Source organism: Paraoerskovia sediminicola, from assembly GCF_030296575.1.
GTDB lineage: Bacteria > Actinomycetota > Actinomycetes > Actinomycetales > Cellulomonadaceae > Paraoerskovia > Paraoerskovia sediminicola.
This window is the reverse complement of sequence record NZ_AP027729.1, coordinates 2991102-3016388: the sequence shown is the minus strand read 5'-3', so window position 1 is coordinate 3016388 and position 25287 is coordinate 2991102. Positions and strand designations below refer to the sequence as shown.

The following is a 25287-nucleotide window of genomic DNA, read 5'->3' as shown; positions in this document are numbered from 1 at the left end:
CGCTCGTCATGGACCCAGCATGCCAGCAGGTGTCCCCGCGTCGCCCGCGAGCGCCTCGACCACGGCGCGCGCGGTCCGCTCCCCCACGCCCTTGACCTCGGCGATCTCCTCAGCGGTCGCCGCGCGGAGCCGTTTGACCGAACCGAAGTGCTTGAGCAGCGCGGTCTGCCGGGTCGGCCCGAGCCCGGCGACGCCGTCGAGGACGGAGACCGTCATGCCCTTGCCCCGCTTCGAACGGTGGTAGGTGATCGCGAAGCGGTGGGCCTCGTCGCGGATCCGCTGCATGAGGTACAGGCCCTCGGACGAGCGGGGCAGGATCACGGGGTACGGATCGTCCGGGAGCCACACCTCCTCGAGCCGTTTCGCCAGGCCGCACAGCGCGACGTCCTGCACCCCGAGCTCGGTGAGGGCGCGCTGCGCCGCCGCGACCTGCGGCGGGCCGCCGTCGACCACGACGAGGTTCGGTGGGTACGCGAACCGCGACCGACGCTCGGGGAGCTCCGGGCCGACCTCGCCCGAGGTCGGTCGCGGCACGCTCGCACCGGCACCCGCACCAGCGGCTCCGTCCGCGGCACCGTCGACATCCCCGTCGGAGTCACCCGTCACCGCGTCGCCCGCGAGCGCGTCCGGGTCGGGTGACCCGGCACGCTCGACGAGGTACCGGCGGAAGCGCCGCGTGATGACCTCGTGCATCGCCTCGGTGTCGTCCCGGGCGCCGTCGCCGTCGGCGCCGCGGATCGCGAAGTGCCGGTACTCGCCCTTGCGGGCCGCGCCGTCCTCGAAGACGACCATCGACGCGACCTGGTTCGTGCCCTGTGTCGTCGAGATGTCGTAGCACTCGATGCGCAGGGGCGCCGAGCCGAGGTCGAGGGCCTCGCGGATCTCGCTCAGCGCGCGGCTGCGCGTCGTCAGGTCGCCCGCCCGACGGGTGCGGTGCAGCACGAGCGCGTGCTCCGCGTTGTTCCGCACGGTCGCGGCGAGCTCTCGCTTGTCCCCGCGCTGCGGGACGCGGACGTCGACGCGCGAGCCACGCAGCCCGCGCAGCCACGTGGCGACCTGGTCCGGGTCGGGCGGCAGCACGGGCACGAGGACCTCGCGCGGGACCACCTGCTGATCCGCGCGCCCGGCACCGCGGCCGTGGCGCGGCGGGACGGCGCCGTCGTCCCCCGTCGGACCCTCGGGCGGTGCGGCATCGAGCTCTTCGGCCGCCCCGTAGACCTGCTGCAGCAGGTGCTCCACCAGCTCGGCGTCGGACAGGTCCTCGACCTTCTCGACGATCCAGCCGCGCTGGCCGCGGATGCGACCGCCGCGGACGTGGAACACCTGCACGGCGGCCTCGAGCTCGTCGCCGGCGAGCGCGAAGACGTCGGCGTCCGTGCCGTCCGTGAGCACGACGGCGTTCTTCTCGGTGGCGCGCCGGAGCGCATCGATGTCGTCGCGCAGCCGTGCCGCCTGCTCGTACTCCGTCGCGGCCGCGGCGTCGCGCATGCGCTCCTCGAGCCTGCGCACGAACCGCGCGGTGTCGCCGGCCATGAAGGCGCAGAAGTCCTCGGCGATCGCGCGGTGCTCGTCCTCGTCGACGCGGCCGACGCAGGGCGCCGAACACTTGTCGATGTAGCCCAGCAGGCAGGGCCGCCCGGACTGCTCCGCGCGCCGGAACACCCCTGGCGAGCAGGTCCGGACCGGGAACACCCGAAGCAGCAGGTCGAGCGTCTCCCGGATGGCCCACGCCTGGCCGTAGGGCCCGAAGTACCGGGTCCCCGGTCGCTTCTTGCCACGCATGACCTGGGCGCGCGGGAACCTCTCCCCCAGCGTCACCGCGAGGTAGGGGTACGACTTGTCGTCGCGGTACTTGACGTTGAACCGCGGGTCGAACTCCTTGATCCAGGTGTACTCGAGGGTCAGTGCCTCGACCTCGGTGCCCACGACCGTCCACTCGACGGACGCGGCGGTCGTGACCATCGTGCGGGTGCGCTGGTGGAGGTTGGCGACGTCCTGGAAGTAGCTCGACAGCCGCGCGCGCAGGTTCTTCGCCTTACCCACGTACACGACCCGGCCGTGCTCGTCGCGGAACCGGTACACGCCGGGCGAGGTGGGGATCTCGCCCGCACGCGGACGGTAGGTCGCTGGATCGGCCATGCGTCAGAGGGTACGTCGCACGACCGACACCCGTGCGCCGTCCGTGCCGGGGCGTGCGCCCCGCCACACCTGGCGGTTCGGCACCCCGGGGAGGGTTCCGGGCGAGTACCCTCGACGGGCACGTGTCCTGCGTGCGCAGCCGACCGACGGGGAAGTGACCAGCGACGTGAGCCAGAGCCCGCCGATCCTCGTGGAGACCGTCGACCCGGACGGGACCGCGACCGGCGAGATGGAGAAGCTCGCGGCGCACGCCGCGCCCGGCACGCTCCACCGAGCCTTCTCGCTCTTCGCCTTCGACGGCGGTCGCCTGCTGCTCCAGCGCCGCGCAGCCGTGAAGTACCACTCACCGCTGGTGTGGACCAACACCGCCTGCGGGCACCCGTTCGCCGGGGAGGCTCCCGCGGACGCCGTCCGCCGCCGCGCGTCCGACGAGCTCGGTCTGGCCCTCGCCGACCTCGAAGAGGTCGGCACCGTGCGCTACCAGGTCCTCGACGAGCGGACCGGGCTGGCCGAGCACGAGTTCAACCACGTCTTCGTCGCCCGCACGGACGGTCCGCTCGCCCTCAACCCGGACGAGGTGGACTCGGTCCGTCTCGTCGACGCCGACGGGCTCGCCGCCGTCCGCGCCGAGCACGGGCTGACGGCCTGGTTCGACCACGTCTGGGATACCGCTCTGCCGGCCGTCTCGTCCCGTTTCCCGTCATTCGCCAGTGTCTCCCGTGATCACTGACAGCTCGCGCGCCGGGTCCGGGACGCGCGGTCAGGGCGCGGGCGACGGCGAGGGCGAGAACGGACGGGCCGGGACGTCGTCCGCCACGTCGTCCGCTGCCCTGCCCGTCGTGACCGGTGCCGCGCCGTCCGGCCCCGCGGCCGACGGGGAGCAGGCGACCGGCTCCGCCCACGCCAAGGTGATCCTCCTCGGGGAGCACGCCGTCGTCCACGGCCGGCCCGCGATCGCCCTGGCGCTCCCCCACCTGCGCGTCACGGTCGTCGCCACCCGGACCACCGGCGCGGCGACGCTGCGCACCGAGGAGTACGCCGGCCCCCTCGACCGGGCCCCCGACGTGCTGGGCCCGCTCGTGACCGCGGCGCGCGCGACCTCCGAGCACCTCGGCTGCAGCCCGGCAGGCGTCGACCTGGCCGTCCGCACCGGCATCCCCGTCGGCCGCGGCCTCGGCGCGTCCGCCGCGGCCGCGCACGCGATCGTCGACGCCCTGGTGAAGCTGCACGGCTCCGAGCTCGACGAGGAAGGCCGGTTCGACCTCGTCCAGGTCGCCGAGCGCGTCGCCCACGGCCGCCCGAGCGGACTGGACGCACGCGCGACCCGCGCTTCGGGCGCCCTGCTCTTCCGCGCCGGCCGATCGACGCCGCTGCCGGTCGCCCTCGGCACGAGCCTCGTCGTCGCCGACACGGGCGTCCGGGGCACCACCCGTGAGGCGGTGGCGGACGTCGCGGCGTTCGTCGAGCGCTCGCCGCACCGCGGCAGCGTCCTCCTCGACCGACTCGAGTCGCTCACCCTCGCCGGGGCCGAGGACCTCGCGCAGGACCGCCGGGAGGCGCTCGGCGGCCGCATGACCGCGGCGCACGACATGCTCAGCGAGCTCGGCGCCGGCCACCCGGCCCTCGACAGGCTCGTCGAGGCGGCGGTCGGTGCCGGAGCCCTGGGCGCGAAGCTGACCGGTGGCGGGCAGGGCGGGTGCGTCCTCGCGCTCGCCCCGACCCCCGAGGACGCCGACCGGATCGTCGACGCCCTGGAGTCCGCCGGGGCCGTCGGGAGCTGGGTGCTCCCGCCCGCCGCCTCCGGCGCCGCGCCCGACCGAGGGCGTGCGTCATGAGCGCGACGACCGCCGTCGCGCACCCCAACATCGCCCTCGTCAAGTACTGGGGCAAGCGCGACGAGGACCTGGTCCTGCCGGTGACGGGATCCCTCTCCCTCACGCTCGACGTGTGCCCGACGACGACGACCGTCACGACCGACCTGGACGCGCCCGGCGACGTCGTCGTCCTCGACGGCCGGGAGGTCGACGGCGTCGCGAAGGACCGCGTCGTGCGCTTCCTCGACCTCGTGCGCCGCACGGCCGGGCGCACCGGAGCAGCCCGCGTCGACACCCGCAACGAGATCCCGACCGGTGCCGGCCTCGCGTCCTCGGCCTCGGGCTTCGCCGCGCTGGCCCTCGCCGCCGCCGGCGCATACGGGCTCGACCTCGACCGGCGCAGCCTGTCGCGGATCGCCCGCCGCGGCTCCGGGTCGGCGTCGCGGTCGGTGTTCGGCGGCGTCGTCGAGTGGCACGCGGGCACCGACGACGACTCGTCGTACGCCGAGCCCGTCCCGGCCCCCGACCTCGACCCGGCCCTCGTCGTGGCAGTCCTCGAGGCCGGCCCCAAGTCCGTCTCGAGCCGCGAGGCGATGCGGCGGACCGTCGAGACCTCCCCGTTCTACCCGGCGTGGGCCGAGCAGAACCCCAAGGACCTCGACGCGGCCCGCGACGCGGTGCGGGCCGGTGACGTCGTGCGGCTCGGCGAGATCGCCGAGAACAACGCCCTGCGGATGCACGCGACGATGCTGGGCGCCGTCCCCCGGTCCTCTACTGGAGCCCGGCCACCGTCCGGATCCTGCACGCCGTGCGCGAGCTGCGCGCCTCGGGCCTGCGGGCGTGGGCCACGATGGACGCGGGCCCGAACGTCAAGGTGCTGTGCCCCCGCGCCGACCGCGACGAGGTCTCGCGCGCGCTGGGCGAGCAGGACGGCGTCACCCGGCTCATCGTCGCGGGCCCCGGCCCCGACGCACGGGTCGCGGCGCTGTGATCACCGCACGCGCACCCGGCAAGCTCTACCTCGCAGGCGAGTACGGGGTGCTGCGGCAGGGCGGCACGGCCGTTCTGACCGCCGTCGACCGGTACGTGACCGTGGAGGTCGTCACCGACGACCGTTCCGACGACGGTTCCGACACTGGCTCCATCAGGTCCGCCGTCATCGGCGGGACGTTGCGGTGGGACCGTGCGAGGGACACGGGTCGCGGACGCCCGCACGGGAGTGCGGATCGTCCGGCGGGCACGCCGCTCCCCGGCGCGGAGCACGGCCTCGTCACCGAGCGGGACGTCCCTGCCGCCCTGCCCGTCCTGAGCGCGATCGCCGCCGTCGAGCAGGTCGCGGCCGCCCACGGTCGCACGCTGGTCGGGCACCACCTGAGCATCCGCAGCGAGCTCGACGCCGTCGACGGGCGCAAGCTCGGCCTGGGGTCGAGCGCCGCGGTGACGGTCGCCGTCGTCCGCGCGCTCGGCCAGCTGTACGGCCTGGCGACCGACGACGACGCCGTGCTGCGGCTGGCGCTGGCAGCCCAGGTCAGGCACGACGTCTCGGGCTCCGGCGGCGACCTCGCGGCGGCGACCTACGGCGGTCGGGTCCACTACCGCGCCCCCGACCGCGCGCGGGTCGCGCACCTCCTCGAGGTCCACCGCGCCGCCGCGCTCGACATGGAGTGGCCCGGGCTGGAGGTCGTCCGGCTCCCGCTCGCGAGCACGATCGAGCTCTCGGTGGGCTGGACCGGGACCCCCGCCTCCAGCCGGACGCTCGTGGCCCGCGCACTGGCACGCACCGACCCCGCGCTGCAGGACGAGTTCGGAGCCCGCAGCGACGCCGCCGCCGACGCGCTCGCCGCGGCGCTCACCGACGACGACACCTCAGGGGCGATCCGCGCCACCCGCGAGGCGCGTGACGCCCTGCGCGGGTACGGTGCCTCGGCCGGCGTCGCGATCGAGACACCGGAGCTCGAGGCGCTCGCCGACGCCGCGGCCCTCGCCTCGGGGGCCGGGAAGTCGTCGGGTGCCGGAGGCGGGGACTGCGGCATCGCGCTCACCCCCGCCGGTCAGGACCTGGGCCCGATGCTCCACGCGTGGCGCGCTGCCGGGATCGAGCCCCTCACGCTCGCGACGGCGGGCGCCACGACGACGAACAGCACGACCGCGCCGAGCAGCACCACCGCGAAGGGCGCGACACCCGCACCGACCACCGCCGAGGAGAACCGATGACCGAGACGCCCACCGCCCCGGTGCCCCTGCGCTGGGTAGGACCGATCCGAGTCTCCGGCAACGCCGTCACCGGCGAGATCGAGGTCCCGCTCGCGACGTACGAGTCCCCGCTGTGGCCGTCGGTGCGCCGCGGCGCGCGGATCACCCGCCTCGTCGACGACGGGCTGCGCACCACGGTCGTCGACGAGCGGATGAGCCGCTCCGTGCTCTTCGAGACCACGGGGGCCGAGCACGCCCTGCGCGTCTCGCTCGAGCTGGCCGACCGCATGCACGAGGCCCGCGAGGTGGTCTCGTCGACCAGCCGCTTCGCCCGCCTGATCGACGTCCACCACCAGATCGCGGGCGACCTGCTGTTCGTCCGCTTCGAGTTCAGCACCGGGGACGCCTCCGGGCACAACATGGCGACCCTCGCGTCCGACCGCCTCATGGGCTGGATGCTCGAGACGTGGCCCGACCTCGCGTACGAGTCCATCTCGGGCAACTACTGCTCCGACAAGAAGGCCACGGCCGTCAACGGGATCCTCGGGCGCGGCAAGAACGTCGTGACCCAGATGCGGATCCCGCGCGCCGTCGTCGAGAAGCAGCTGCGCTCGACCCCCGAGGCGATCGCCCGGCTCAACACGCGCAAGAACCTCGTGGGCACCATCCTGGCCGGCGGGCTGCGGTCCGCGAACGCCCACTACGCGAACATGCTCCTGGCGTACTACCTCGCCACCGGCCAGGACGCCGCCAACATCGTCGAGGGCTCCCAGGGCATCACGCAGGCCGAGGTGCGCGACGGCGACCTCGAGTTCTCGTGCACGCTGCCCAACGTCATCGTCGGGTCGGTGGGCAACGGCAAGGGGCTCGGTTTCGTCGAGGAGAACCTGGACCGGCTCGGCTGTCGGGAGGACCGCGAGCCGGGCGCCAACGCGCGGCGACTCGCGGCACTCGCCGCGGCTTCCGTATGGTGCGGAGAGCTCTCGCTGCTCGCAGCCCAGACGAACCCGGGCGAGCTCATGGCCGCACACGTCAAGTTCGAGCGCTGAACGACCGCAGGACCGCAGGACCGCAGGAGTCCTGCGGTCGGAACGAGGAGAGAACGCTGAGCAACCACCCCGTCGGTATCCACGACCTCTCGGTCGCGACCGGCAGCCACGTCATCGGGCTCGACGAGCTCGCCGCCCGGCACGGCGTCGACCCCGGCAAGTACCACGTCGGGCTCGGCCAGGACGAGATGAGCGTGCTGGCACCCGACGAGGACATCGTCACGCTCGCGGCCGCCGCCGCGCAGCCGATCGTCGAGAGGCACGGGACCGTCGGCCTGCGGACGGTGCTGTTCGCCACCGAGTCGGGGATCGACCAGTCGAAGGCCGCCGGGGTGTTCGTGCACCGGCTGCTCGACCTGCCGGTGACGGCACGCGTCGTCGAGCTGAAGCAGGCCTGCTACTCCGGCACGGCCGCGCTGCAGATGGCCGCCGCGCTGGTCGCCCGTGACCCGAGCGAGAAGGTCCTGGTCATCACGAGCGACGTCGCCCGCTACGACGTCGGGTCGTCGGCCGAGGCCACCCAGGGCGCCGCAGCGGTCGCCATGCTCGTCACGGCCGACCCTGCGCTGCTCGAGATCGAGCCGGTCACCGGGGTCCACACCGAGGACGTCATGGACTTCTGGCGACCCAACCACCGGAGCACCGCGCTGGTCGACGGCAAGGCGTCCGTGGAGGCCTACCTGAGGGCGGCGGACGGCGCGTGGACCGACTACGTCGCGCGCGGCGGCGCAGCGTTCGACGACGTCGCGGCGTTCGCGTACCACCAGCCCTTCACCCGGATGGCGACCAAGGCGCACCGGCACCTGGCGAAGGCCGCACGGACGCGCCTGGACCGCGACGAGGTCGACGCCCAGATCGCCACGTCGACGACGTACAACCGGCGCGTGGGGAACAGCTACACCGCGTCGCTCTACCTCGCGCTCGCGGCGATCCTCGACGACGGGTCGCTCGCCGACGGCGACCGCATCGCCATGGTCAGCTACGGGTCCGGGGCGGTGTGCGAGGTGTTCTCCGCCGTCCTGCGCCCGGGCTACCGCGACGCCACCCGGGCGGCCGAGACCCGCGCTCTGCTCGACGCGAGGACGCCGGTCACCGACGAGCGCTACCTCGAGCTGCACCGGGACCACGACAGCTCGGCCCCGGACCGGACCAACCCGGTCGAGACGAGCGGACCGTTCCGCTTCGTGGGCGTCGAGGGACACAAGCGGATCTACGCGCCGGCGTCGGAGGCCTGAGCGGTCGACCGACGCCGTCGGAGGCCTGAGCGGTCGGCCGACGCCGTCTGCCGGCGGCGCCGACCGACCGTGTCGTCCCCTCGCCCGGGCGCGGTCGGCGCCGGGCCGCTAGCCTGCGACACATGGTCGGAGCGCAGCACGAGTACGCGGGGACGGTCCGCTGGACGGGCGCGGGCGAGCACGGTACGCGCGGCTACGCGACGTACGGCCGCGATCACGAGATCGAGTTCACCGGTCGGCCGACGATCCTCGGTTCCGCGGACCCCGCGTTCCGCGGCGACGCGTCGAGGTACAGCCCCGAGGAGCTCTTCGTCGCGAGCATCGCGCAGTGCCACATGCTGTGGTTCCTGCACGTCGCGTCTGCGGCGGGCGTCGTGGTGCGCGGCTACTCCGACCTCGTGTCCGGCACGATGCGCGTCGAGTCGGCCGGGGCAGGACAGTTCACGGACGTGACGCTGCGACCGAAGGTCGTCGTCGACGGCGCGAGCGCTGACGCCCTGGAGCCCGACGCGACCCTGGCCTCTCTGCACCGTCGGGCGCACGACCACTGCTTCCTCGCACGCTCGGTCAGCTTCCCCGTGCTGCACCGGCCCGCGCCGGCGCGCATCGGCAGCTGACGCGCGGACGCCTCAGGCGGCGCCGGCGAAGACGTCCCGCCCGCGCCGACACTCGGCGCGGGCCTTGTCTCCACCGTCGTGCCGGCCTTCGCTCCGCCTGTCGCCGGCTCGCACTGCCTACGCGCCGGTCTTCGCCTCGACCTTCGTGTCGGTCTCGGGCGTGACCTCGAGCTCGCGCAGCGACTCGGCGAGGAAGCGTCCCGTGTGGCTCTCGGGGACGGTGGCCACGTGCTCTGGGGTGCCCTCGGCGACGACGGTCCCGCCCCCGGAACCGCCCTCGGGGCCCATGTCGATCACCCAGTCCGCGTTCTTGATGACGTCGAGGTTGTGCTCGATGACGATCACCGTGTTGCCCTTGTCGGCGAGCGACTGCAGCACCCCGAGCAGCTTGCGGATGTCCTCGAAGTGCAGGCCCGTGGTCGGTTCGTCGAGCACGTAGACGGTGCGCCCCGTCGAGCGCTTCTGGAGCTCGCTCGCGAGCTTGACCCGCTGGGCCTCGCCGCCGGAGAGCGTCGGTGCCGGCTGGCCGAGCCGCACGTACCCGAGGCCGACGTCGGTCAGCGTCTTGAGGTGGCGCGAGATCGCCGGCACGGCGGCGAAGAACTCCGCCGCCTCCTCGATGGGCATGTCGAGGACGTCGGCCACCGTCTTGCCCTTGAAGTGCACCTCGAGGGTCTCCCGGTTGTACCGGGCCCCGTGGCAGACCTCGCACGGCACGTAGACGTCCGGGAGGAAGTTCATCTCGATCTTGATCGTCCCGTCGCCCGAGCACGCCTCGCAGCGACCGCCCTTGACGTTGAACGAGAAGCGGCCCGGGAGGTACCCGCGCACCTTCGCCTCGGTGGTCTCGGCGAAGATCTTGCGCACGTGGTCCCAGACCCCCGTGTACGTCGCGGGGTTCGAGCGCGGTGTGCGGCCGATCGGCCCCTGGTCCACGTGCACGACCTTGTCGAGCTGGTCGAGCCCCGTCACCCGGCGGTGGCGGCCGGCGACCTGGCGGGCACCGTTGAGCTCGTTGGCCATGACCGTGTAGAGGATCGAGTTCACGAGCGTCGACTTGCCCGACCCGGAGACGCCCGTGACGGCGGTGAGCGTGCCCAGCGGGAACGAGACGTCGATCCCCTGGAGGTTGTGCTCCTTCGCACCGATGACCTTGACCTGCCGCGTGCGGTCGACGGCCCGTCGCTGCGCGGGCATCGGGATCCGACGACGTCCCGCGAGGTAGGCGCCCGTCACCGAGTCCCTCGCCTCGAGCAGGCCGGCGTAGTCGCCCGAGTGGACGACGTGACCGCCGTGCTCCCCGGCACCGGGACCGATGTCGACGATCCAGTCGGCGGTCCGGATCGTGTCCTCGTCGTGCTCGACGACGATGAGGGTGTTCCCGAGGTCGCGCAGGCGCGTCAGCGTGTCGATGAGGCGCCGGTTGTCGCGCTGGTGCAGGCCGATGCTCGGCTCGTCGAGCACGTAGAGCACGCCCACGAGCCCCGAGCCGATCTGCGTCGCGAGCCGGATCCGCTGGGCCTCTCCGCCCGAGAGCGTCCCGGCGGGGCGCTCGAGCGACAGGTAGTCCAGGCCGACGTCGAGGAGGAACCCCAGCCGCGCGTTGATCTCCTTGAGCACCTCGTTCGCGATGGCGCGCTCCCGGGCGCCGAGCTCCAGCGCCCCGAGGAACTCACCCGCCTCGCGCAGCGACAGTCGGCACACCTCGGCGATGGAACGGCCGCCGACGCGCACGGCGAGCACCTCGGGCTTGAGGCGCGTCCCGTCGCACACGGGGCACGGCACCTCGCGCATGTAGGCCTCGTACTTCTCCTTCGACCACTCCGACTCGGTCTCGGTGTGGCGCCGCTGGAGGAACGCGATGACACCCTCGAAGCCCGTCGAGTACTGACGCTCGCGGCCCCACCGGTTCTTGTACCGGACGTGGACCTCGTGGTTCTGGCCGTGCAGGACGGCGTCCTTGGCCCGCTTGGGCAGGGCCCGCCAGGGGACGTCGACCGAGAAGCCGAGATCGTCGGCGAGCGCCGTGAGGACGCGCTCGAAGTACTCGGAGCTGATCTGCGCCCAGGGGACGACGGCGCCCTCGCGCAGCGTCTTCTCGTCGTCGGGCACCACGAGGTCGGGATCGACCTCGAGCCGGAACCCGATGCCCGTGCACTCCGGGCACGCCCCGTAGGGGGCGTTGAAGGAGAAGGTGCGCGGTTCGATCTCGTCGAGGGCGAGCTCGTGGTCGTTGGGGCACGAGCGCTTCTCGGAGAACTTGCGGACCCTCGACAGGTCGTCGATGTCGGCATCGACGAGCTCGACGAGCACGAGCCCGCCGGCCAGACCCAGGGCGGTCTCCACCGAGTCGGTGAGCCGGCGCTGCACGCCGTCCTTGGCGACGAGGCGGTCCACGACGACCTCGATGTCGTGCTTGAGCTTCTTCTCGAGCGTCGGCGGCGTACTGAGCTGCACGACCTCGCCGTCGACCCGGGCACGCGAGAAGCCCTTCGCCTGGAGCTCGCCGAACAGCTCCGCGTACTCTCCCTTGCGGCCGCGCACGACCGGGGCGAGCACCTGGTAGCGGGTGCCCTCCTCGAGCTCGAGCAGCTTGTCGACGATCTGCTGCGGGGTCTGCGCGACGATCCGCTCACCGCAGACGGGGCAGTGCTGGGTCCCGGCACGGGCGTACAGCAGGCGCAGGTAGTCGTAGACCTCGGTGATGGTCCCGACCGTCGACCGCGGGTTGCGGTTCGTCGACTTCTGGTCGATCGAGACCGCCGGGGACAGGCCCTCGATGAAGTCGACGTCGGGCTTGTCCATCTGCCCGAGGAACTGGCGGGCGTACGCCGAGAGCGACTCGACGTAGCGCCGTTGGCCCTCGGCGAAGATCGTGTCGAACGCGAGGGACGACTTGCCGGAGCCGGAGAGCCCGGTGAAGACGATGAGGCGGTCGCGGGGAAGGTCGAGGTCGACGTCGCGCAGGTTGTGCTCTCGAGCGCCGGAGATGACGAGGCGATTGTCCACCGGAGCATCGTACGGGCCTCCACCGACACTCGCACACCTGTTCGATCACACGGCGGTCGCGGCGGACCCCAGGCGTGTGAGCGTCGGCCGCACAGGGCAGACTGTCCGCGATGAGCAACGAGCCGCACGCACCGAAGCACCCAGACGTCGACCCCTCCGCCGCCGAACCGTCGGCCGCCGCGCAGCCCGGCGACGGGCAGCCGGGCGACGACCGCCCCGGGACCGAGTACCCCGTCCCGGTCGAGGACTACGCCGTCGTCGGGGACGGGTCCTCCGTCGCGCTGATCAGCCGGCACGGCTCGGTGGACTGGCTCTGTCTGCCCCGGGTCGACTCCCCCGCGTGCTTCGCCGCCCTGCTCGGGGACGAGCGCAACGGTCGCTGGCTGCTGACGGTCCCGGACGCGACCTCCGTCACCCGGGACTACGACGGCGACACGTTCGTCCTGCGCACGACGTACACCTCGCCGTCCGGCACCGCGCAGGTGACCGACCTCATGCCCGTCGGCGACGGGCGCGCCGACCTGATCCGCCGGCTCGAGGTCCTCGAGGGCACCGTCACGGTCGAGCACGAGTGGATCGTCCGCTTCGGGTACGGGGCCGTCGTCCCGTGGGTGCGGCGCACCGACGACGAGGCCAACGACGGGCGCGCCGCGATCCGCGCGGTCGCCGGCGCCGACGCGCTGCTGCTGCGCGGCGACCGGCTGCCCCCGCCGTCCGACCACACGCACTGCGAAACGTTCGAGATGACCGCCGGCGAGGTGCTGGAGCTGGCGGTGACCTGGACGCGGTCCTGGGAGCCCGTCCCGCCACGCCTGTCCTTCAGCGACCGGATCGACGCCACCCGCGACCACTGGTGCGGCTGGATCGCGTCGTGCACCTATGACGGGCCCCACCGCGAGGCGCTCGTCCGGTCGCTGCTGACGCTGCGACTGCTGACCAACGACGAGACCGGCGGGATCGTGGCCGCGGCCACGACGTCGCTCCCCGAGGACCCCGGGGGCGAGCGCAACTGGGACTACCGCTACTGCTGGCTCCGGGACGCCGCGCTGACGCTCGAGGCGCTCGTCGAGTCGGGGTACCACGACGAGATCTCCGCCTGGCGCAGCTGGCTGCTGCGCGCCGTCGCCGGTGACCCGGCGGACGTCCAGATCATGTATGCGGTCGACGGGTCGCGCGAGCTGCCGGAGCGCGAGCTCGACCACCTCCCGGGCTACGCAGACTCGCTGCCCGTCCGCGTCGGGAACGCGGCCGTCGACCAGATGCAGAACGACGTCCTCGGCGAGGTGATGAGCGCCCTCGCGATGGCCCGGTCCGCCGGCATCGAGGAGAGCGCCGACAGCTGGTCGCTGCAGAAGCACCTCGTCGCGAACCAGCTCGAGCGCTGGCGCCTGCCGGACCGCGGGCTCTGGGAGATCCGCGGTCCCGAGCAGCACTTCGTGCACTCGAAGATCATGACCTGGGCCGCCGTCGACCGCGCCGTGCGGGCCGTCGAGGACCACGGGCTCGACGGCCCTCTGGACGAGTGGCGCGCGGCACGCGACGAGATCAAGGCCGACGTCATCCAGCACGGGTACGACCACGAGCTGGGTTCGTTCGTCCAGCACTACGGCGCCCGCCACACCGACGCTTCGCTCCTCCAGATGCTCCAGGTGGGGTTCCTGCCGCCGGACGACCCCCGCGTCGTCGGGACCGTCCGCCAGGTGCGGGCCGAGCTCGAGCGCGACGACGGCCTGGTGCTGCGCTACCGCACCGAGACCGGCGTCGACGGTCTCGGGGGCGACGAGCACCCCTTCCTCGTCTGCTCGTTCTGGCTCGCCGACGCCCTCGCGCGGATCGGCGACGTCCAGGAGGCAGGCCGGCTCCTCGACCTCCTCGTCGGCCTCACGAACGACGTCGGCCTGCTCGCCGAGGAGTACGACGGCGCCTCCGGGTCGCTCGTGGGCAACTTCCCCCAGGCGTTCTCGCACCTGGGGCTCGTCCGTGCCGTCCACAGCCTGGACCGCGCGCTCCGCAGCACCGAGGAGGCCCGATGACCACCGACTACACAGGGGACGTCTCCCCCGGCGGGCCACCCGCCGTCCGACACCTGGACGAGGTCGACGTCCGCAAGGCGAGCGTCGGCCCCATGGACAACAACGCGTACCTCATCACCTGCCACCGGTCCGGCGAGCAGCTCCTGATCGATGCCGCGGCCGACCCCGACGCCCTGCTGTCGCTCGTGCGCGAAGGATCGAGCGGGGCAGCCCTCTCCACGGTCGTCACCACGCACCGGCACCCGGACCACACCGGCGCGCTCGCGGCCATCGTGGCGGTGACCGGCGCGACGGCCCTCGCCGGTGCGGCCGACGCCGAGGCGATCATCGCGGCTACCCGGGTCCCCGTCGACGCGCTGGAGTCGGGCCAAGTGCTCACGGTCGGGCACGCGGCGCTCGAGGTCGTGGCGCTGCGCGGCCACACACCAGGGTCCGTCGCCCTCGCCTACCGGGAGCCCGCCGAGGTCTCGTCGGACGGCGCGGTGGCAGGCCGCGTCCACCTGTTCACCGGCGACTCCCTCTTCCCGGGCGGCCCCGGCAAGACCGCCGGACCCGAGGAGTTCACCTCCCTCATGGACGACCTCGAGGCCCGCGTGTTCGACCGGTTCGGCGACGACACCTGGGTGTACCCGGGGCACGGCCGGGACACGACCCTCGGGACGGAGCGCTCGTCCCTGGGCAAGTGGCGCGCACGCGGCTGGTGACCGGCTGGTAGAGCGCCGGCGAGCGGCAGGTGCGTCAGCTGGAGAGGCAGCTGGTCGGGCGGCTGGTGAGAGACTGCACGCATGCCGATCTTCACCGTCACCTACGAGTACGCCGACCGCCCCGCCGACCTCGATGCCACACGGCCCGAGCACCGCGAGTTCCTGCGCGGGCTCCACGCGGCAGGGACGCTGGTCGCGTCAGGACCGTGGCTCCCGGCCCCGGACGCGACGCCCGGCGCGCTGCTGCTGCTCGCGGTGGACAGCGCCGAGAACGCCGAGGGGGCGCTCGACGAGGACCCGTTCGCGCGAGCCAGCCTGATCGCGCGCCGCAGCGTCCGCGGCTGGTCCCCGGTGATCGGCGACCTCACGGCGCACGTCTGACCGCTCGACCGGCCGGTGATCAGCTCTCGTCGGCGCGGTTCGCGTCGCTGCTCGAGGACGCACCGGCGGGGGCTTCCCCGTCTGCGAGCGCCGCGGCCCGGCGGTCCTTGCGGTCCTTGTAGAGGCTCGCGACGGTCGTGATCACGAGCACGACCCCGATGAACGCCAACGACACGGGCGTCGAGATCTCGGGGATCGCCTCGATGTGCTCCCCGCCGTTGATGAACGGCACCTCGTTGGTGTGCAGCGCATGGATCACGAGCTTGAGCCCGATGAACCCGAGGATCGCCGCGAGCCCGTACGCCAGGTAGACGAGGCGGTCCAGGAGCCCGTCGATGAGGAAGTAGAGCTGCCGCAGCCCCAGGAGCGAGAACGCGTTGGCCGCGAAGACCAGGTAGGTCTCCTGCGTCAGCCCGAAGATCGCGGGGATCGAGTCGACGGCGAAGAGGACGTCGGCGCTCCCGATCGCGATCATCACGATGAGCATCGGCGTGATGAACCGCTTGCCGTCGATCTTGACGGTCAGCTTGTCGTCGACGTAGTCGTCGGTCGTCGGGAAGACCCGCCGGACGAGGCGCAGGACCCCGTTCTCCTTGAACTCGGCGTCGTGCTCCGTCCCGGACCGGGCCTGAGCCCACGCGGTGTAGATCAGGAACGCGCCGAAGAGGTAGAAGATCCAGCTGAAGTTCGCGATGAGCGCCGCACCCGCGAGGATGAAGATGGTCCGCAGGACCAGCGCGATCGTGATCCCGACCAGGAGCACCTTCTGCTGGTACAGCCGAGGCACCCGGAACGCGCCCATGATCAGCACGAACACGAAGAGGTTGTCGACGGACAGGCTCTTCTCGGTGACATAGCCGGCGAAGTACTCACCGCCGTACGTGGGCCCCCAGACCGCCCAGACGACGCCGCCGAAGACGACTGCGACGGCGATGTAGCCGACCGACCACCACGCGGCTTCCTTCATGCTCGGTGCGTGCGGGGTCTTGACGTGGCCGACGTAGTCGACAGCGAGCATGGCGAGGATCAGACCGATCGTCACGATCCACGCCCAGAGGGGGACGTCCACGGAGCACAACCTTCGAGATGGTGGGAACCCGAGGTCTCTTCCGCTCACAGACCAGGGTCGCCCCGAGGTCGTTGCGCGAACCGGTGGCACCGGACCGGTCGCGGGACCGGACGTGATGACGACGCCACCGCGTGGGAATACTCCCCTCGCAGGGGCCAACTATAGAGCGCGCATCTCTTGCTCACCACCACCGGCGGCACCGGTCGACACCGCGACGCGGACGACGGACCGCGTCGGGGCTCAGCGGGTCGCCGCGTGCATCTGCCGCAGCTCCTTCTTCATCCCGCCGATCTCGTCGCGCAAGCGCGCCGCGAGCTCGAACTGGAGCTCCGCCGCGGCGGCGTGCATCTGGTCGCTGAGCTCCTGGATGAGGTCGGCGAGCTCGCCCGCCGCCACCCCGGCGAGCTTGTTGCCGGACGACGTCCCGTCCGTGCCCGCGCCCGGCACCGGAGCCTTCGCGCCCTTGCCGGGCTTGCGGTAGCCGCCCTTGAGCAGCTCCTCGGTGTCGATGTCCTCGCGGGCGAGCATGTCCGTGACGTCCGAGATCCGCTTGCGCAGCGGTGTCGGGTCGATGCCGTGCTCGGTGTTGTAGGCGACCTGCTTCTCACGACGCCGGTCGGTCTCCTCGATCGCGTGCGCCATCGCAGCCGTGATCTTGTCGGCGTACATGTGCACCTCGCCGGACACGTTGCGCGCGGCACGGCCGATGGTCTGGATGAGCGACGTGCCCGAGCGCAGGAACCCCTCCTTGTCGGCGTCGAGGATCGCGACGAGCGAGACCTCAGGCAGGTCGAGACCCTCCCGGAGCAGGTTGATACCCACGAGGACGTCGTACTCGCCCTGCCGCAGCTCTCGCAGGAGCTCGACCCGGCGCAGCGTGTCGACCTCCGAGTGCAGGTAGCGCACCCGCACCCCGCGGTCGAGGAAGTAGTCGGTGAGGTCCTCGGCCATCTTCTTCGTCAGGGTCGTGACGAGCACGCGCTCGTTGCGGTCCGTGCGGTCGCGGATCTCACCGAGCAGGTCGTCGATCTGCCCGGTCGTGGGCTTGATCACGACCTTCGGGTCGACCAGACCGGTCGGTCGGATGATCTGCTCGACCACGCCGTCCGACATCGAGAGCTCGTACGAGCCGGGGGTCGCCGAGAGATAGACCGTCTGCCCGATGCGCTCGACGAACTCCTCCCAGCGCAGCGGCCGGTTGTCCGTCGCGCTCGGGAGGCGGAACCCGTGCTCCACGAGGCTGCGCTTGCGCGACATGTCGCCCTCGAACATCGCGCCGATCTGCGGGACGGTGACGTGCGACTCGTCGACCACGAGCAGGAAGTCCTCGGGGAAGTAGTCGAGCAGCGTGTTCGGCGGGCTCCCGGGGTCGCGCCCGTCGATGTGCCGCGAGTAGTTCTCGATGCCGGAGCACGAGCCGATCTGCCGCATCATCTCGATGTCGTACGTCGTCCGCATACGCAGGCGCTGCGCCTCGAGCAGCTTGTCCTGGCGCTCGAGGTCCTCGAGCCGGGCGGCGAGCTCGGTCTCGATCGACCCGATCGCGCGCTCCATGCGCTCCGGACCCGCGACGTAGTGCGTCGCCGGGAACACGTAGATGCTCTGCTCCGAGCGCACGACCTCACCCGTCAGCGGGTGGAGGGTCTGGATCGCCTCGATCTCGTCGCCGAAGAACTCGATGCGGACCGCGAGCTCCTCGTACACCGGGATGATCTCGACCGTGTCCCCCCGCACCCGGAAGGTCCCGCGGGTGAACGCGACGTCGTTGCGCGTGTACTGCATCGTCACGAACTGGCGCAGCAGCTGGTCCCGCTCGACGGTGTCGCCCACGTCGAGCCGCACCATCCGGTCCACGTACTCCTGCGGCGTGCCGAGTCCGTAGATGCACGAGACGGAGGCGACCACGACGACGTCCCGGCGGGTCAGCAGGGACGAGGTCGCCGAGTGCCGCAGCCTCTCGACCTCGTCGTTGATCGACGAGTCCTTTTCGATGAAGGTGTCCGTCTGCGCGATGTACGCCTCGGGCTGGTAGTAGTCGTAGTACGAGACGAAGTACTCGACGGCGTTGTTCGGCAGGAGCTCGCGGAACTCGGTCGCGAGCTGCGCAGCGAGGGTCTTGTTCGGCGCCATCACGAGCGTCGGTCGCTGGAGCTCCTCGATGAGCCACGCAGTCGTCGCGGACTTCCCGGTACCGGTCGCGCCGAGGAGCGTGATGTCCTTCTCCCCCGCCCGGACCCTGCGCGCGAGGTCGGCGATCGCGGTCGGCTGGTCGCCCGAGGGCTGGTAGTCCGAGACCACCTCGAACGGGGCGACGGTGCGCTGGAGATCGGTGACGGGACGCATGCCGCAACGGTACGCCGGGGCACCGACACGGACGTCGGGTTCACCCACGGTGAGCGCGCTCTCCCGACGAAGAGAGGGTCGAGCGCTGTTAGCATCGACGATTGGTTTACACCACGAACTAACTCTGCCCCGCCCGGCCGACCCCCGAACGAGGACCACGTGCACCCCACCACTCCCCCGCGTCGCCCAGCCCGAGCGCGCGTCACCGCCGCCCTGGCCGCGTTCGCCATGCTCGCCGTCGGTGTCACCACCGGTGCAGCCGTCTCCGCCGGGGCCGCAGCTGCCGCACCCACGACGCCCGCGGTGCACCCGGCCGTCGTCGTCCCGACCGCGACCAAGGCGCTGGGCTTCTGCCCGCCCGACGGTGGGTTCCCGGGGATCGGCAACCCGCCCCCGCTCTACACGGACGACGCGGTGGCCGTGTTCGCCGGGGGCGACTACACCGCGGCGGGCAGCGCGGCGGAGACCGAGGGTGTGCTCGTCGTCTTCGGCGACGCCACCATCGACAAGACGGCCGGTGGCACGTTCAACGTCGGCACGGTGGGCGTCGGGTCCCAGATCGTCCCCAGCGCAGGCAGCGACATGCTCGTCGTCGGCGGAGATCTGACGATCGGCACGTCGACCCGGGTCGACGTGGGCCACGGCCTGACCGGCGGCGGCAACGCCGTCGCCGGTGGGTCGATCACGGACACCGGCGGCACTCCGGTCGCGGGGCCACCCCGGTTGGAGACCAACGGCGGCGCAGTCACCTCGGAGGTCGGTGCGGCCACCGCCACCGCCGACTTCACCCAGGTGCCCGCACAGATCGACACCCTCTCGGCCAGACTTGCCGGCGAGACGCCGACCGGGACGGCGACGCCGAACGGCACGCAGCTCACGCTCACGAGCACCACGACGGACCACGACCAGGTGTTCGAGGTCGACGCCGCGGACCTCACCGGCACGACCGAGATCTACATCGAGTCCGTGCCCACCGACGCGTCCATCGCCATCAACGTCGTCGGCACGCCGAACACGCTGACGTTCAGCCCCAACTACTTCAGCATCAACGGCACCCGCGTCGACGACCTCACGAGCCCCGACTTCGGCAACGCGGCCGCCGGCCTGCTCTGGAACTTCCCCGACGCCACCGACCTGACGATCGGGGGCTCGTCACAGTTCATGGGCAGCATTCTGGTGCCCACCGATGCCTCCTCGGTCACGCTCACGGCGTCGACCAACGGGCGCGTGCACGTGGCCGGCGATCTCACGACCTCGGGGAACGGCAACGAGCAGCACTCCTACCCCTGGACGGGCGACGTCACCACGGACTGCGACGACGGCACGGGCGCCATCACGCTCACGAAGGAGCTCACCCCCGGCTCGTTCGTCGACCCGACCACCACGACCTTCCCGGTCGTCGTCGACTGCACCCTGCCCGCCGGAGCGGGCACCGACACGTCCACGATCGACCTGACGCCCGGTGTCACCGAGCGCAAGGACGGGATGACGATCGGGACCGAGTGCACGATCACCGAGGATCCCTCGGGCGCGCAGGTCGGCGGGGCCGCTCTCGACACGGGCGACGCCGTCTGGGCGGAGCCCACGATCCTGATCGACGGCCGGCCGGGCAGCACCCTGACGGTCACCGACTCGACGACCGACGTCGCCGTGGTCGTGACCAACACGCTGCTCGCGGGCTTCGAGATCCGCAAGGACGTCGTCGACCCGGACGGCGTGTACACCGGGTCACGGACGTTCCCCGTCGACTGGACCTGCGACGCCCCGGGCGTCGTGGTCGAAGGCAACCAGTCAGGCGCAGCCGCACCCGCGTCCGGGACCCTCGAGGTCGCGGACGGCGCCACCGTCTCCCCCTCCGTCAGCGGCGACCGGATCGCCTTCCCCGCCGGGACGTCCTGCCAGGTGACCGAGACGGTCACCACCGAGCCGGGCGACTTCACCGACCCGGACGCCTCGTGGGCCACGCCGACCATCACGGGCGGGGACCTCGTCGTCGGACAGGACCCGACGGCGAAACTCGTCGTCGTGACCAACACGACGCAGGTGGGCCCGACGCCGACGCCCACGCCGACACCCACACCTACGCCGACGCCCACGCCTTCACCGACGACCACGGTGACGCCGACGCCGACGCCCTCACCGACGTCGACCGAGACCCCGGCACCGACGCCCACCACCCCAGGGACCGCCACGGACTCCCCGACGCCGGGCGCACCGAGCAACCCCTCGCAGCCCGATGGTCAGCTGCCGTGGACCGGGTCGAACCCGGGACCGTGGCTCGGGTTCGCGTTCCTCCTGATCGCTGCCGGGACCGGACTCGCCCTCGTGGCGCGTCGCCGGTCGGCCAGGTCGGGCGCCTAGCCGACCGGTGACGGGCGGCGCCGGCGACCTCGAGCTGATCAGATCAGCGAAGGTCGCCGGCCTCGTCCGCGGCCTCCCGCACGAGGCGTTCCCAGAGGGCGTCGACCTGTTCCTCGAGGCCGTCACGGGTCCCGGTACCGTCGAGCACCACGTCGGCGGCCTCCCGCCGGTCGTCGTCGTCGGCCTGGGCGGCGATCCGGGAACGCGCGTCCGCGACGCTGAGCCCCCGCCCCTCCACGAGGCGTTCCAGTCGGAGGCTCTCGGGGGCGTCGACCACGACGACCAGATGGAAGTCGTCGGTCCGCCCGGTCTCCACGAGCAGCGGCACGTCGTGGACGACGACGGCCCTCGGGTCGGCGGCGACGGCGCCGGCCTCGTGCTCCGCCGCCATCCGTCGTATCTCCGGGTGCACGATCGCGTCGAGTCGCGCCCGGGCGTCGTCGTCACCGAAGACGATCGTCGCGAGCGCCGTCCGGTCCAGCGTCCCGTCGGCGCGGACGACGCCGGCCCCGAAGGTCTCGGCGATCTGCAGGAGCCCTAGGCTCCCGGGGTGGACGGCCTCCCGGGCGAGGACGTCGTAGTCGATGACGACGCCGCCGCGCTCTGCGAGCCGCCCGGACACCACCGACTTGCCTGCCGCGATCCCGCCCGTCAACCCGACTCTGAACATGGGCACCATCGTGCCAGCGCGGCGCGTTCACCGCCCCGGGAAGGTCCGACGCCTCCGTACCGTTAGCCCGAGGTGGCACGCCCGCGCCAGGTCAGGAGCACAGATGTCCGTCCCGCAGTTCTCGCCGCGCGGCGGCATGTCCTCGTTCCGCCAGGACTCGTCCGTCACGAGGCACAGGCTGGCGCCGGGCACGGTGCGCCGGGTGCTGGGGTTCGCGCGGCCGTACCGAGGCGAGCTGGCCGTCTTCCTCGTGCTCGTCGCCGCCGACGCGGCGGCGGGAGCCGTCACCCCCTGCTCTTCAAGCACCTCATCGACGACGGCATCAGCGCCGGCCGCACCGACGTCGTCGTCCGGCTCTCGCTCGTCGTCGCCCTGCTCGCCGTGGTCACCGCGGCGCTGGGACTCGGTGTCCGGTGGCTGAGCGCCCGCGTCGGCGAGGGGCTGATCCTCGACCTGCGCACCGCGGTGTTCGACCACGTCCAGCGCATGCCGCTGGCGTTCTTCGCCCGAGCCCGCACGGGGGCGCTCGTGCAGAGGCTCAACGGCGACGTCCTCGGCGCCCAGCAGGCCTTCACCGCGACCCTGCAGAACGTGGTCAGCAACGCGCTCACCATCGTCTTCGTCCTCGTGGCCATGCTGTCGATGTCGTGGCAGCTGACGCTGGTCTCGCTCGTGCTGCTCCCGGTCTTCGTGCTGCCCGCACGCTGGTTCGGGCGGCGCATCGCCGCGATCACCCGTGAGGCGTACGCACTGAACGCCGAGGCGGCGCAGACGATGAACGAGCGGTTCAACGTCGCCGGCGCGCACCTCGTGAAGATCTTCGGCGACCCGGCGCGGGAGTCCGCGTCGTACGAGGCGCAGGCACGACGAGTCCGCGACATCGGCGTGAAGCAGACGCTGTACGGCACCTATCTGCGTGTCGGGCTGACCATGGTCGCGTCCGTGGCCGTCGCCGTCATCTACGGCCTGGGTGGCGTCATGGCGATCCGTGGGGAGCTCACGGTCGGTGTGGTCGTCGCCCTCACCGCGTACCTCGCGCGCCTGTACGGACCGCTCACGGCGATGTCGAACGTGCAGGTCGACGTGATGACGGCGCTCGTCAGCTTCGAGCGCGTCCTCGAGGTCCTCGACCTCGAGCCCTCGGTCGCCGAGCGGGACCGGCCCGTCGACGTGCGCGAGGCGGTGGAGCGCACCGGCGCCGCGGTGAGCGTCGACCACGTCTCGTTCCGCTATCCGGTGGCCGCCGACGTGTCGCTCGCCTCCCTGGAGGCGGTCGGCGCGCCGACCGGGGATCCCACCAGCGACACCCTCACCGATGTCTCGTTCGAGATCCCGGCCGGGTCGATGGTGGCGCTCGTCGGTCCGTCGGGCGCAGGGAAGACGACGATCACCCAGCTCGTCACCCGGATGTACGACCCGACCTCGGGCTCCGTGCGGATCGCGGGCGTGGACCTCACCGACGCCTCGCACGCGTCGCTGCGCGCGACCGTCGGCGTCGTGTCCCAGGAGGCGCACCTGTTCCACGACTCGATCGCCGGCAACCTGCGGTACGCACGCCCGGACGCGTCGGACGACGAGATCGAGTCCGCGCTGCGGGCAGCCCACGTGTGGGACCTCGTGAGCAGCCTGCCCGACGGCACCGGGACCGTCGTCGGTGATCGCGGCTACCGGCTCTCGGGCGGCGAGCGTCAGCGGCTCGCGATCGCCCGCCTCCTGCTCAAGGCGCCGGACGTCGTCGTCCTCGACGAGGCGACCGCCCACCTCGACTCCGAGTCCGAGTCCGCCGTCCAGGCCGCGCTGAACGAGGCCCTCAAGGGACGGACGTCGCTGGTCATCGCCCACCGCCTGTCCACCGTGCGTGACGCCGACACGATCGTCGTCCTCGACGACGGCGTCGTGGTCCAGACCGGGACCCACACCCAGCTGCTGGACGAGGGCGGCCTGTACGCGGAGCTGTACCGGACGCAGTTCGCCCCGACCGCCTGACGACGACGGCCCGCCACCTCCGAGGAGGTGACGGGCCGTGCCAGGCGTGCCGACCTGTCAGCGACAGGTCAGGCCGTGAGCCGGTGGCTCAGTTGCCGGTGAGCTTCTCGCGCAGTGCGGCGAGCGCCTCGTCCGAGGCCAGCGTGCCGCCGGTCTCGTCCGCGGCCGGGGCCGAGGAGTACGAGGACGAGCCGCCACCCGCTGCCGGGGCGCTGCTGCTGCTCGAGCTCGACGACGTGGTCGTCGACGCCTCGGTGTCGGCCTTGATGGCCTCGGCGACCTGCTTGCGGTGGGCGTCCCAACGCTCGTGGGCCTTGGCGTACTCCGCCTCCCACGCCTCGCGCTGGGTCTCGAAGCCCTCGAGCCACTCGTTCGACTCCGGGTCGAAGCCCTCGGGGTACTTGTAGTTGCCCTGCTCGTCGTACTCGGCAGCCATGCCGTAGAGCGCGGGGTCGAAGTCGTCCGACTCCGGGTTCACGCCCTCGTTGGCCTGCTTGAGCGACAGCGAGATGCGGCGACGCTCGAGGTCGATGTCGATGACCTTGACGAACACCTCCTCGCCGACCGTGACGACCTGCTCGGGCAGGTCCACGTGACGGACCGCGAGCTCCGAGATGTGCACGAGGCCCTCGATGCCGTCCTCGACGCGCACGAACGCACCGAAGGGGACGAGCTTCGTGACCTTGCCCGGGACGACCTGGCCGATCGCGTGGGTCCGGGCGAAGGTCTGCCACGGGTCCTCCTGCGTCGCCTTGAGCGACAGCGAGACACGCTCGCGGTCGAAGTCGACGTCGAGGACCTCGACCGTGACCTCCTGGCCGACCTCGACGACCTCGGAGGGGTGGTCGATGTGCTTCCAGGAGAGCTCGGAGACGTGCACGAGACCGTCGACGCCGCCGAGGTCCACGAACGCACCGAAGTTGACGATCGAGGAGACGACACCCGGGCGCACCTGGCTCTTCTGCAGGGTCTGCAGGAACGTGGAGCGGACCTCGGACTGCGTCTGCTCGAGCCACGCGCGGCGCGAGAGGACGACGTTGTTGCGGTTCTTGTCGAGCTCGATGATCTTCGCCTCGATCTCCTTGCCGACGTACGGCTGGAGGTCGCGGACACGACGCATCTCGACGAGCGAGGCGGGGAGGAACCCGCGCAGCCCGATGTCGAGGATGAGGCCGCCCTTGACGACCTCGATGACGGTGCCGGTGACGACGCCGTCCTCCTCCTTGACCTTCTCGATGGTGCCCCAGGCGCGCTCGTACTGTGCGCGCTTCTTGGACAGGATCAGGCGGCCTTCCTTGTCCTCCTTCTGGAGGACCAGGGCCTCGACCGCGTCTCCGACAGCGACGACCTCACCCGGGTCGACGTCGTGCTTGATGGAGAGCTCGCGGGAGGGGATGACGCCCTCGGTCTTGTAACCGATGTCGAGGAGGACCTCGTCACGGTCGACCTTGACGATGGTGCCTTCGACGATGTCACCGTCATTGAAGTACTTGATGGTGGCGTCGATGGCGGCGAGGAAGTCCTCCTCGGTCCCGATGTCGTTGATGGCGACCTGGGGGGCGGACTTCGCGGGGGTGGAGATGGTCATAGAGTTCGATGCTCCGATGCGGACAGGACGTAGTACGGACAGGAATCGTGCGTGAGTCGTTCAGCGGCGCACACGGGCCGGGTACCGGACGAGCCG

General features: G+C 71.9%; 17 protein-coding genes and 2 pseudogenes. 13 read left to right on the top strand and 6 right to left on the bottom strand.

Annotated elements, in window-relative coordinates; all coding sequences use genetic code 11:
* Window positions 1-6: 6 nt before the first annotated feature.
* Window positions 7-2139 carry an excinuclease ABC subunit UvrC gene (uvrC, locus tag QUE47_RS13900; protein WP_286217771.1) on the bottom strand — a complete coding sequence of 711 codons (2133 nt, stop codon included), beginning with the start codon at window positions 2137-2139 and terminating at the stop codon, window positions 7-9.
* 154 nt (window positions 2140-2293) lie between these two features.
* Between uvrC and idi the strand changes: the two genes are divergently transcribed.
* The 8 genes and pseudogenes from idi (at window position 2294) to QUE47_RS13860 (ending at window position 9047) form a co-directional block, all read left to right on the top strand.
* A complete protein-coding gene (gene idi, locus QUE47_RS13895; protein ID WP_286217770.1) occupies window positions 2294-2869 on the top strand; it encodes an isopentenyl-diphosphate Delta-isomerase in 576 nt (191 codons plus the stop codon).
* Window positions 2859-3974, top strand: coding sequence for a mevalonate kinase (gene mvk, locus QUE47_RS13890; protein ID WP_286217769.1), 1116 nt, complete (start codon window positions 2859-2861; stop codon window positions 3972-3974). The genes idi and mvk overlap by 11 nt, the downstream gene beginning before the upstream one ends.
* Window positions 3971-4657, top strand: a pseudogene (gene mvaD / locus QUE47_RS13885) (diphosphomevalonate decarboxylase); the annotation flags it as partial. The gene mvk and the pseudogene mvaD, both read left to right, overlap by 4 nt.
* Window positions 4658-4761: 104 nt before the next feature.
* Window positions 4762-4944, top strand: coding sequence for a hypothetical protein (locus QUE47_RS13880; protein WP_286217768.1), 183 nt, complete (start codon window positions 4762-4764; stop codon window positions 4942-4944).
* Window positions 4941-6167 carry a phosphomevalonate kinase gene (locus QUE47_RS13875; RefSeq protein ID WP_286217767.1) on the top strand — a complete coding sequence of 409 codons (1227 nt, stop codon included), beginning with the start codon at window positions 4941-4943 and terminating at the stop codon, window positions 6165-6167. Before QUE47_RS13880 ends, QUE47_RS13875 begins: the two co-directional genes overlap by 4 nt.
* Window positions 6164-7195 (top strand): hydroxymethylglutaryl-CoA reductase, encoded by a 1032-nt coding sequence (locus tag QUE47_RS13870; RefSeq protein ID WP_286217766.1) that lies wholly within the window; start codon window positions 6164-6166, stop codon window positions 7193-7195. The genes QUE47_RS13875 and QUE47_RS13870 overlap by 4 nt, the downstream gene beginning before the upstream one ends.
* Complete coding sequence (locus QUE47_RS13865) at window positions 7114-8430, top strand: hydroxymethylglutaryl-CoA synthase (protein WP_286217765.1); 1317 nt, start codon at window positions 7114-7116, stop codon at window positions 8428-8430. The genes QUE47_RS13870 and QUE47_RS13865 overlap by 82 nt, the downstream gene beginning before the upstream one ends.
* Before the next feature lie 122 nt (window positions 8431-8552).
* Window positions 8553-9047 (top strand): OsmC family protein, encoded by a 495-nt coding sequence (locus tag QUE47_RS13860; RefSeq protein WP_286217764.1) that lies wholly within the window; start codon window positions 8553-8555, stop codon window positions 9045-9047.
* A gap of 117 nt (window positions 9048-9164) precedes the next feature.
* Here QUE47_RS13860 and uvrA read toward each other — a convergent pair whose 3' ends face one another.
* Window positions 9165-12056 (bottom strand): excinuclease ABC subunit UvrA, encoded by a 2892-nt coding sequence (gene uvrA / locus QUE47_RS13855; protein ID WP_286217763.1) that lies wholly within the window; start codon window positions 12054-12056, stop codon window positions 9165-9167.
* Window positions 12057-12166: 110 nt separating this feature from the next.
* On the opposite strand from uvrA, the gene QUE47_RS13850 reads away from it, so the two are divergent.
* From QUE47_RS13850 to QUE47_RS13840, 3 genes are all read left to right on the top strand, one after another.
* Window positions 12167-14089, top strand: a complete 1923-nt coding sequence (locus QUE47_RS13850) for a glycoside hydrolase family 15 protein (RefSeq protein ID WP_286217762.1) — start codon at window positions 12167-12169, stop codon at window positions 14087-14089.
* Window positions 14086-14793: an MBL fold metallo-hydrolase gene (locus QUE47_RS13845; protein WP_286217761.1), complete on the top strand. Its 708-nt coding sequence runs from the start codon at window positions 14086-14088 to the stop codon at window positions 14791-14793. The genes QUE47_RS13850 and QUE47_RS13845 overlap by 4 nt, the downstream gene beginning before the upstream one ends.
* An 81-nt stretch (window positions 14794-14874) precedes the next feature.
* Entirely contained in the window at window positions 14875-15174 is a 300-nt protein-coding gene (locus tag QUE47_RS13840) for a YciI family protein (protein ID WP_286217760.1), read from the top strand.
* Between the two features lie 19 nt (window positions 15175-15193).
* Here QUE47_RS13840 and QUE47_RS13835 read toward each other — a convergent pair whose 3' ends face one another.
* Complete coding sequence (locus QUE47_RS13835) at window positions 15194-16243, bottom strand: TerC family protein (protein WP_286217759.1); 1050 nt, start codon at window positions 16241-16243, stop codon at window positions 15194-15196.
* Window positions 16244-16483: 240 nt separating this feature from the next.
* Complete coding sequence (gene uvrB / locus QUE47_RS13830; RefSeq protein ID WP_286217758.1) at window positions 16484-18586, bottom strand: excinuclease ABC subunit UvrB; 2103 nt, start codon at window positions 18584-18586, stop codon at window positions 16484-16486.
* Window positions 18587-18745: 159 nt separating this feature from the next.
* Between uvrB and QUE47_RS13825 the strand changes: the two genes are divergently transcribed.
* Window positions 18746-20947 carry a choice-of-anchor A family protein gene (locus QUE47_RS13825; protein WP_286217757.1) on the top strand — a complete coding sequence of 734 codons (2202 nt, stop codon included), beginning with the start codon at window positions 18746-18748 and terminating at the stop codon, window positions 20945-20947.
* A gap of 43 nt (window positions 20948-20990) precedes the next feature.
* Here QUE47_RS13825 and coaE read toward each other — a convergent pair whose 3' ends face one another.
* On the bottom strand, window positions 20991-21617 hold the full coding sequence (coaE, locus tag QUE47_RS13820) for a dephospho-CoA kinase (protein ID WP_286217756.1): 627 nt from the start codon (window positions 21615-21617) through the stop codon (window positions 20991-20993).
* Window positions 21618-21720: 103 nt separating this feature from the next.
* Between coaE and QUE47_RS13815 the strand changes: the two are divergent.
* Window positions 21721-23603: pseudogene (locus QUE47_RS13815) on the top strand (ABC transporter ATP-binding protein).
* A gap of 88 nt (window positions 23604-23691) precedes the next feature.
* Here the strand turns inward: QUE47_RS13815 and rpsA are convergent.
* A complete protein-coding gene (rpsA, locus tag QUE47_RS13810) occupies window positions 23692-25191 on the bottom strand; it encodes a 30S ribosomal protein S1 (RefSeq protein ID WP_286217755.1) in 1500 nt (499 codons plus the stop codon).
* Between the last annotated feature and the right edge of the window lie 96 nt (window positions 25192-25287).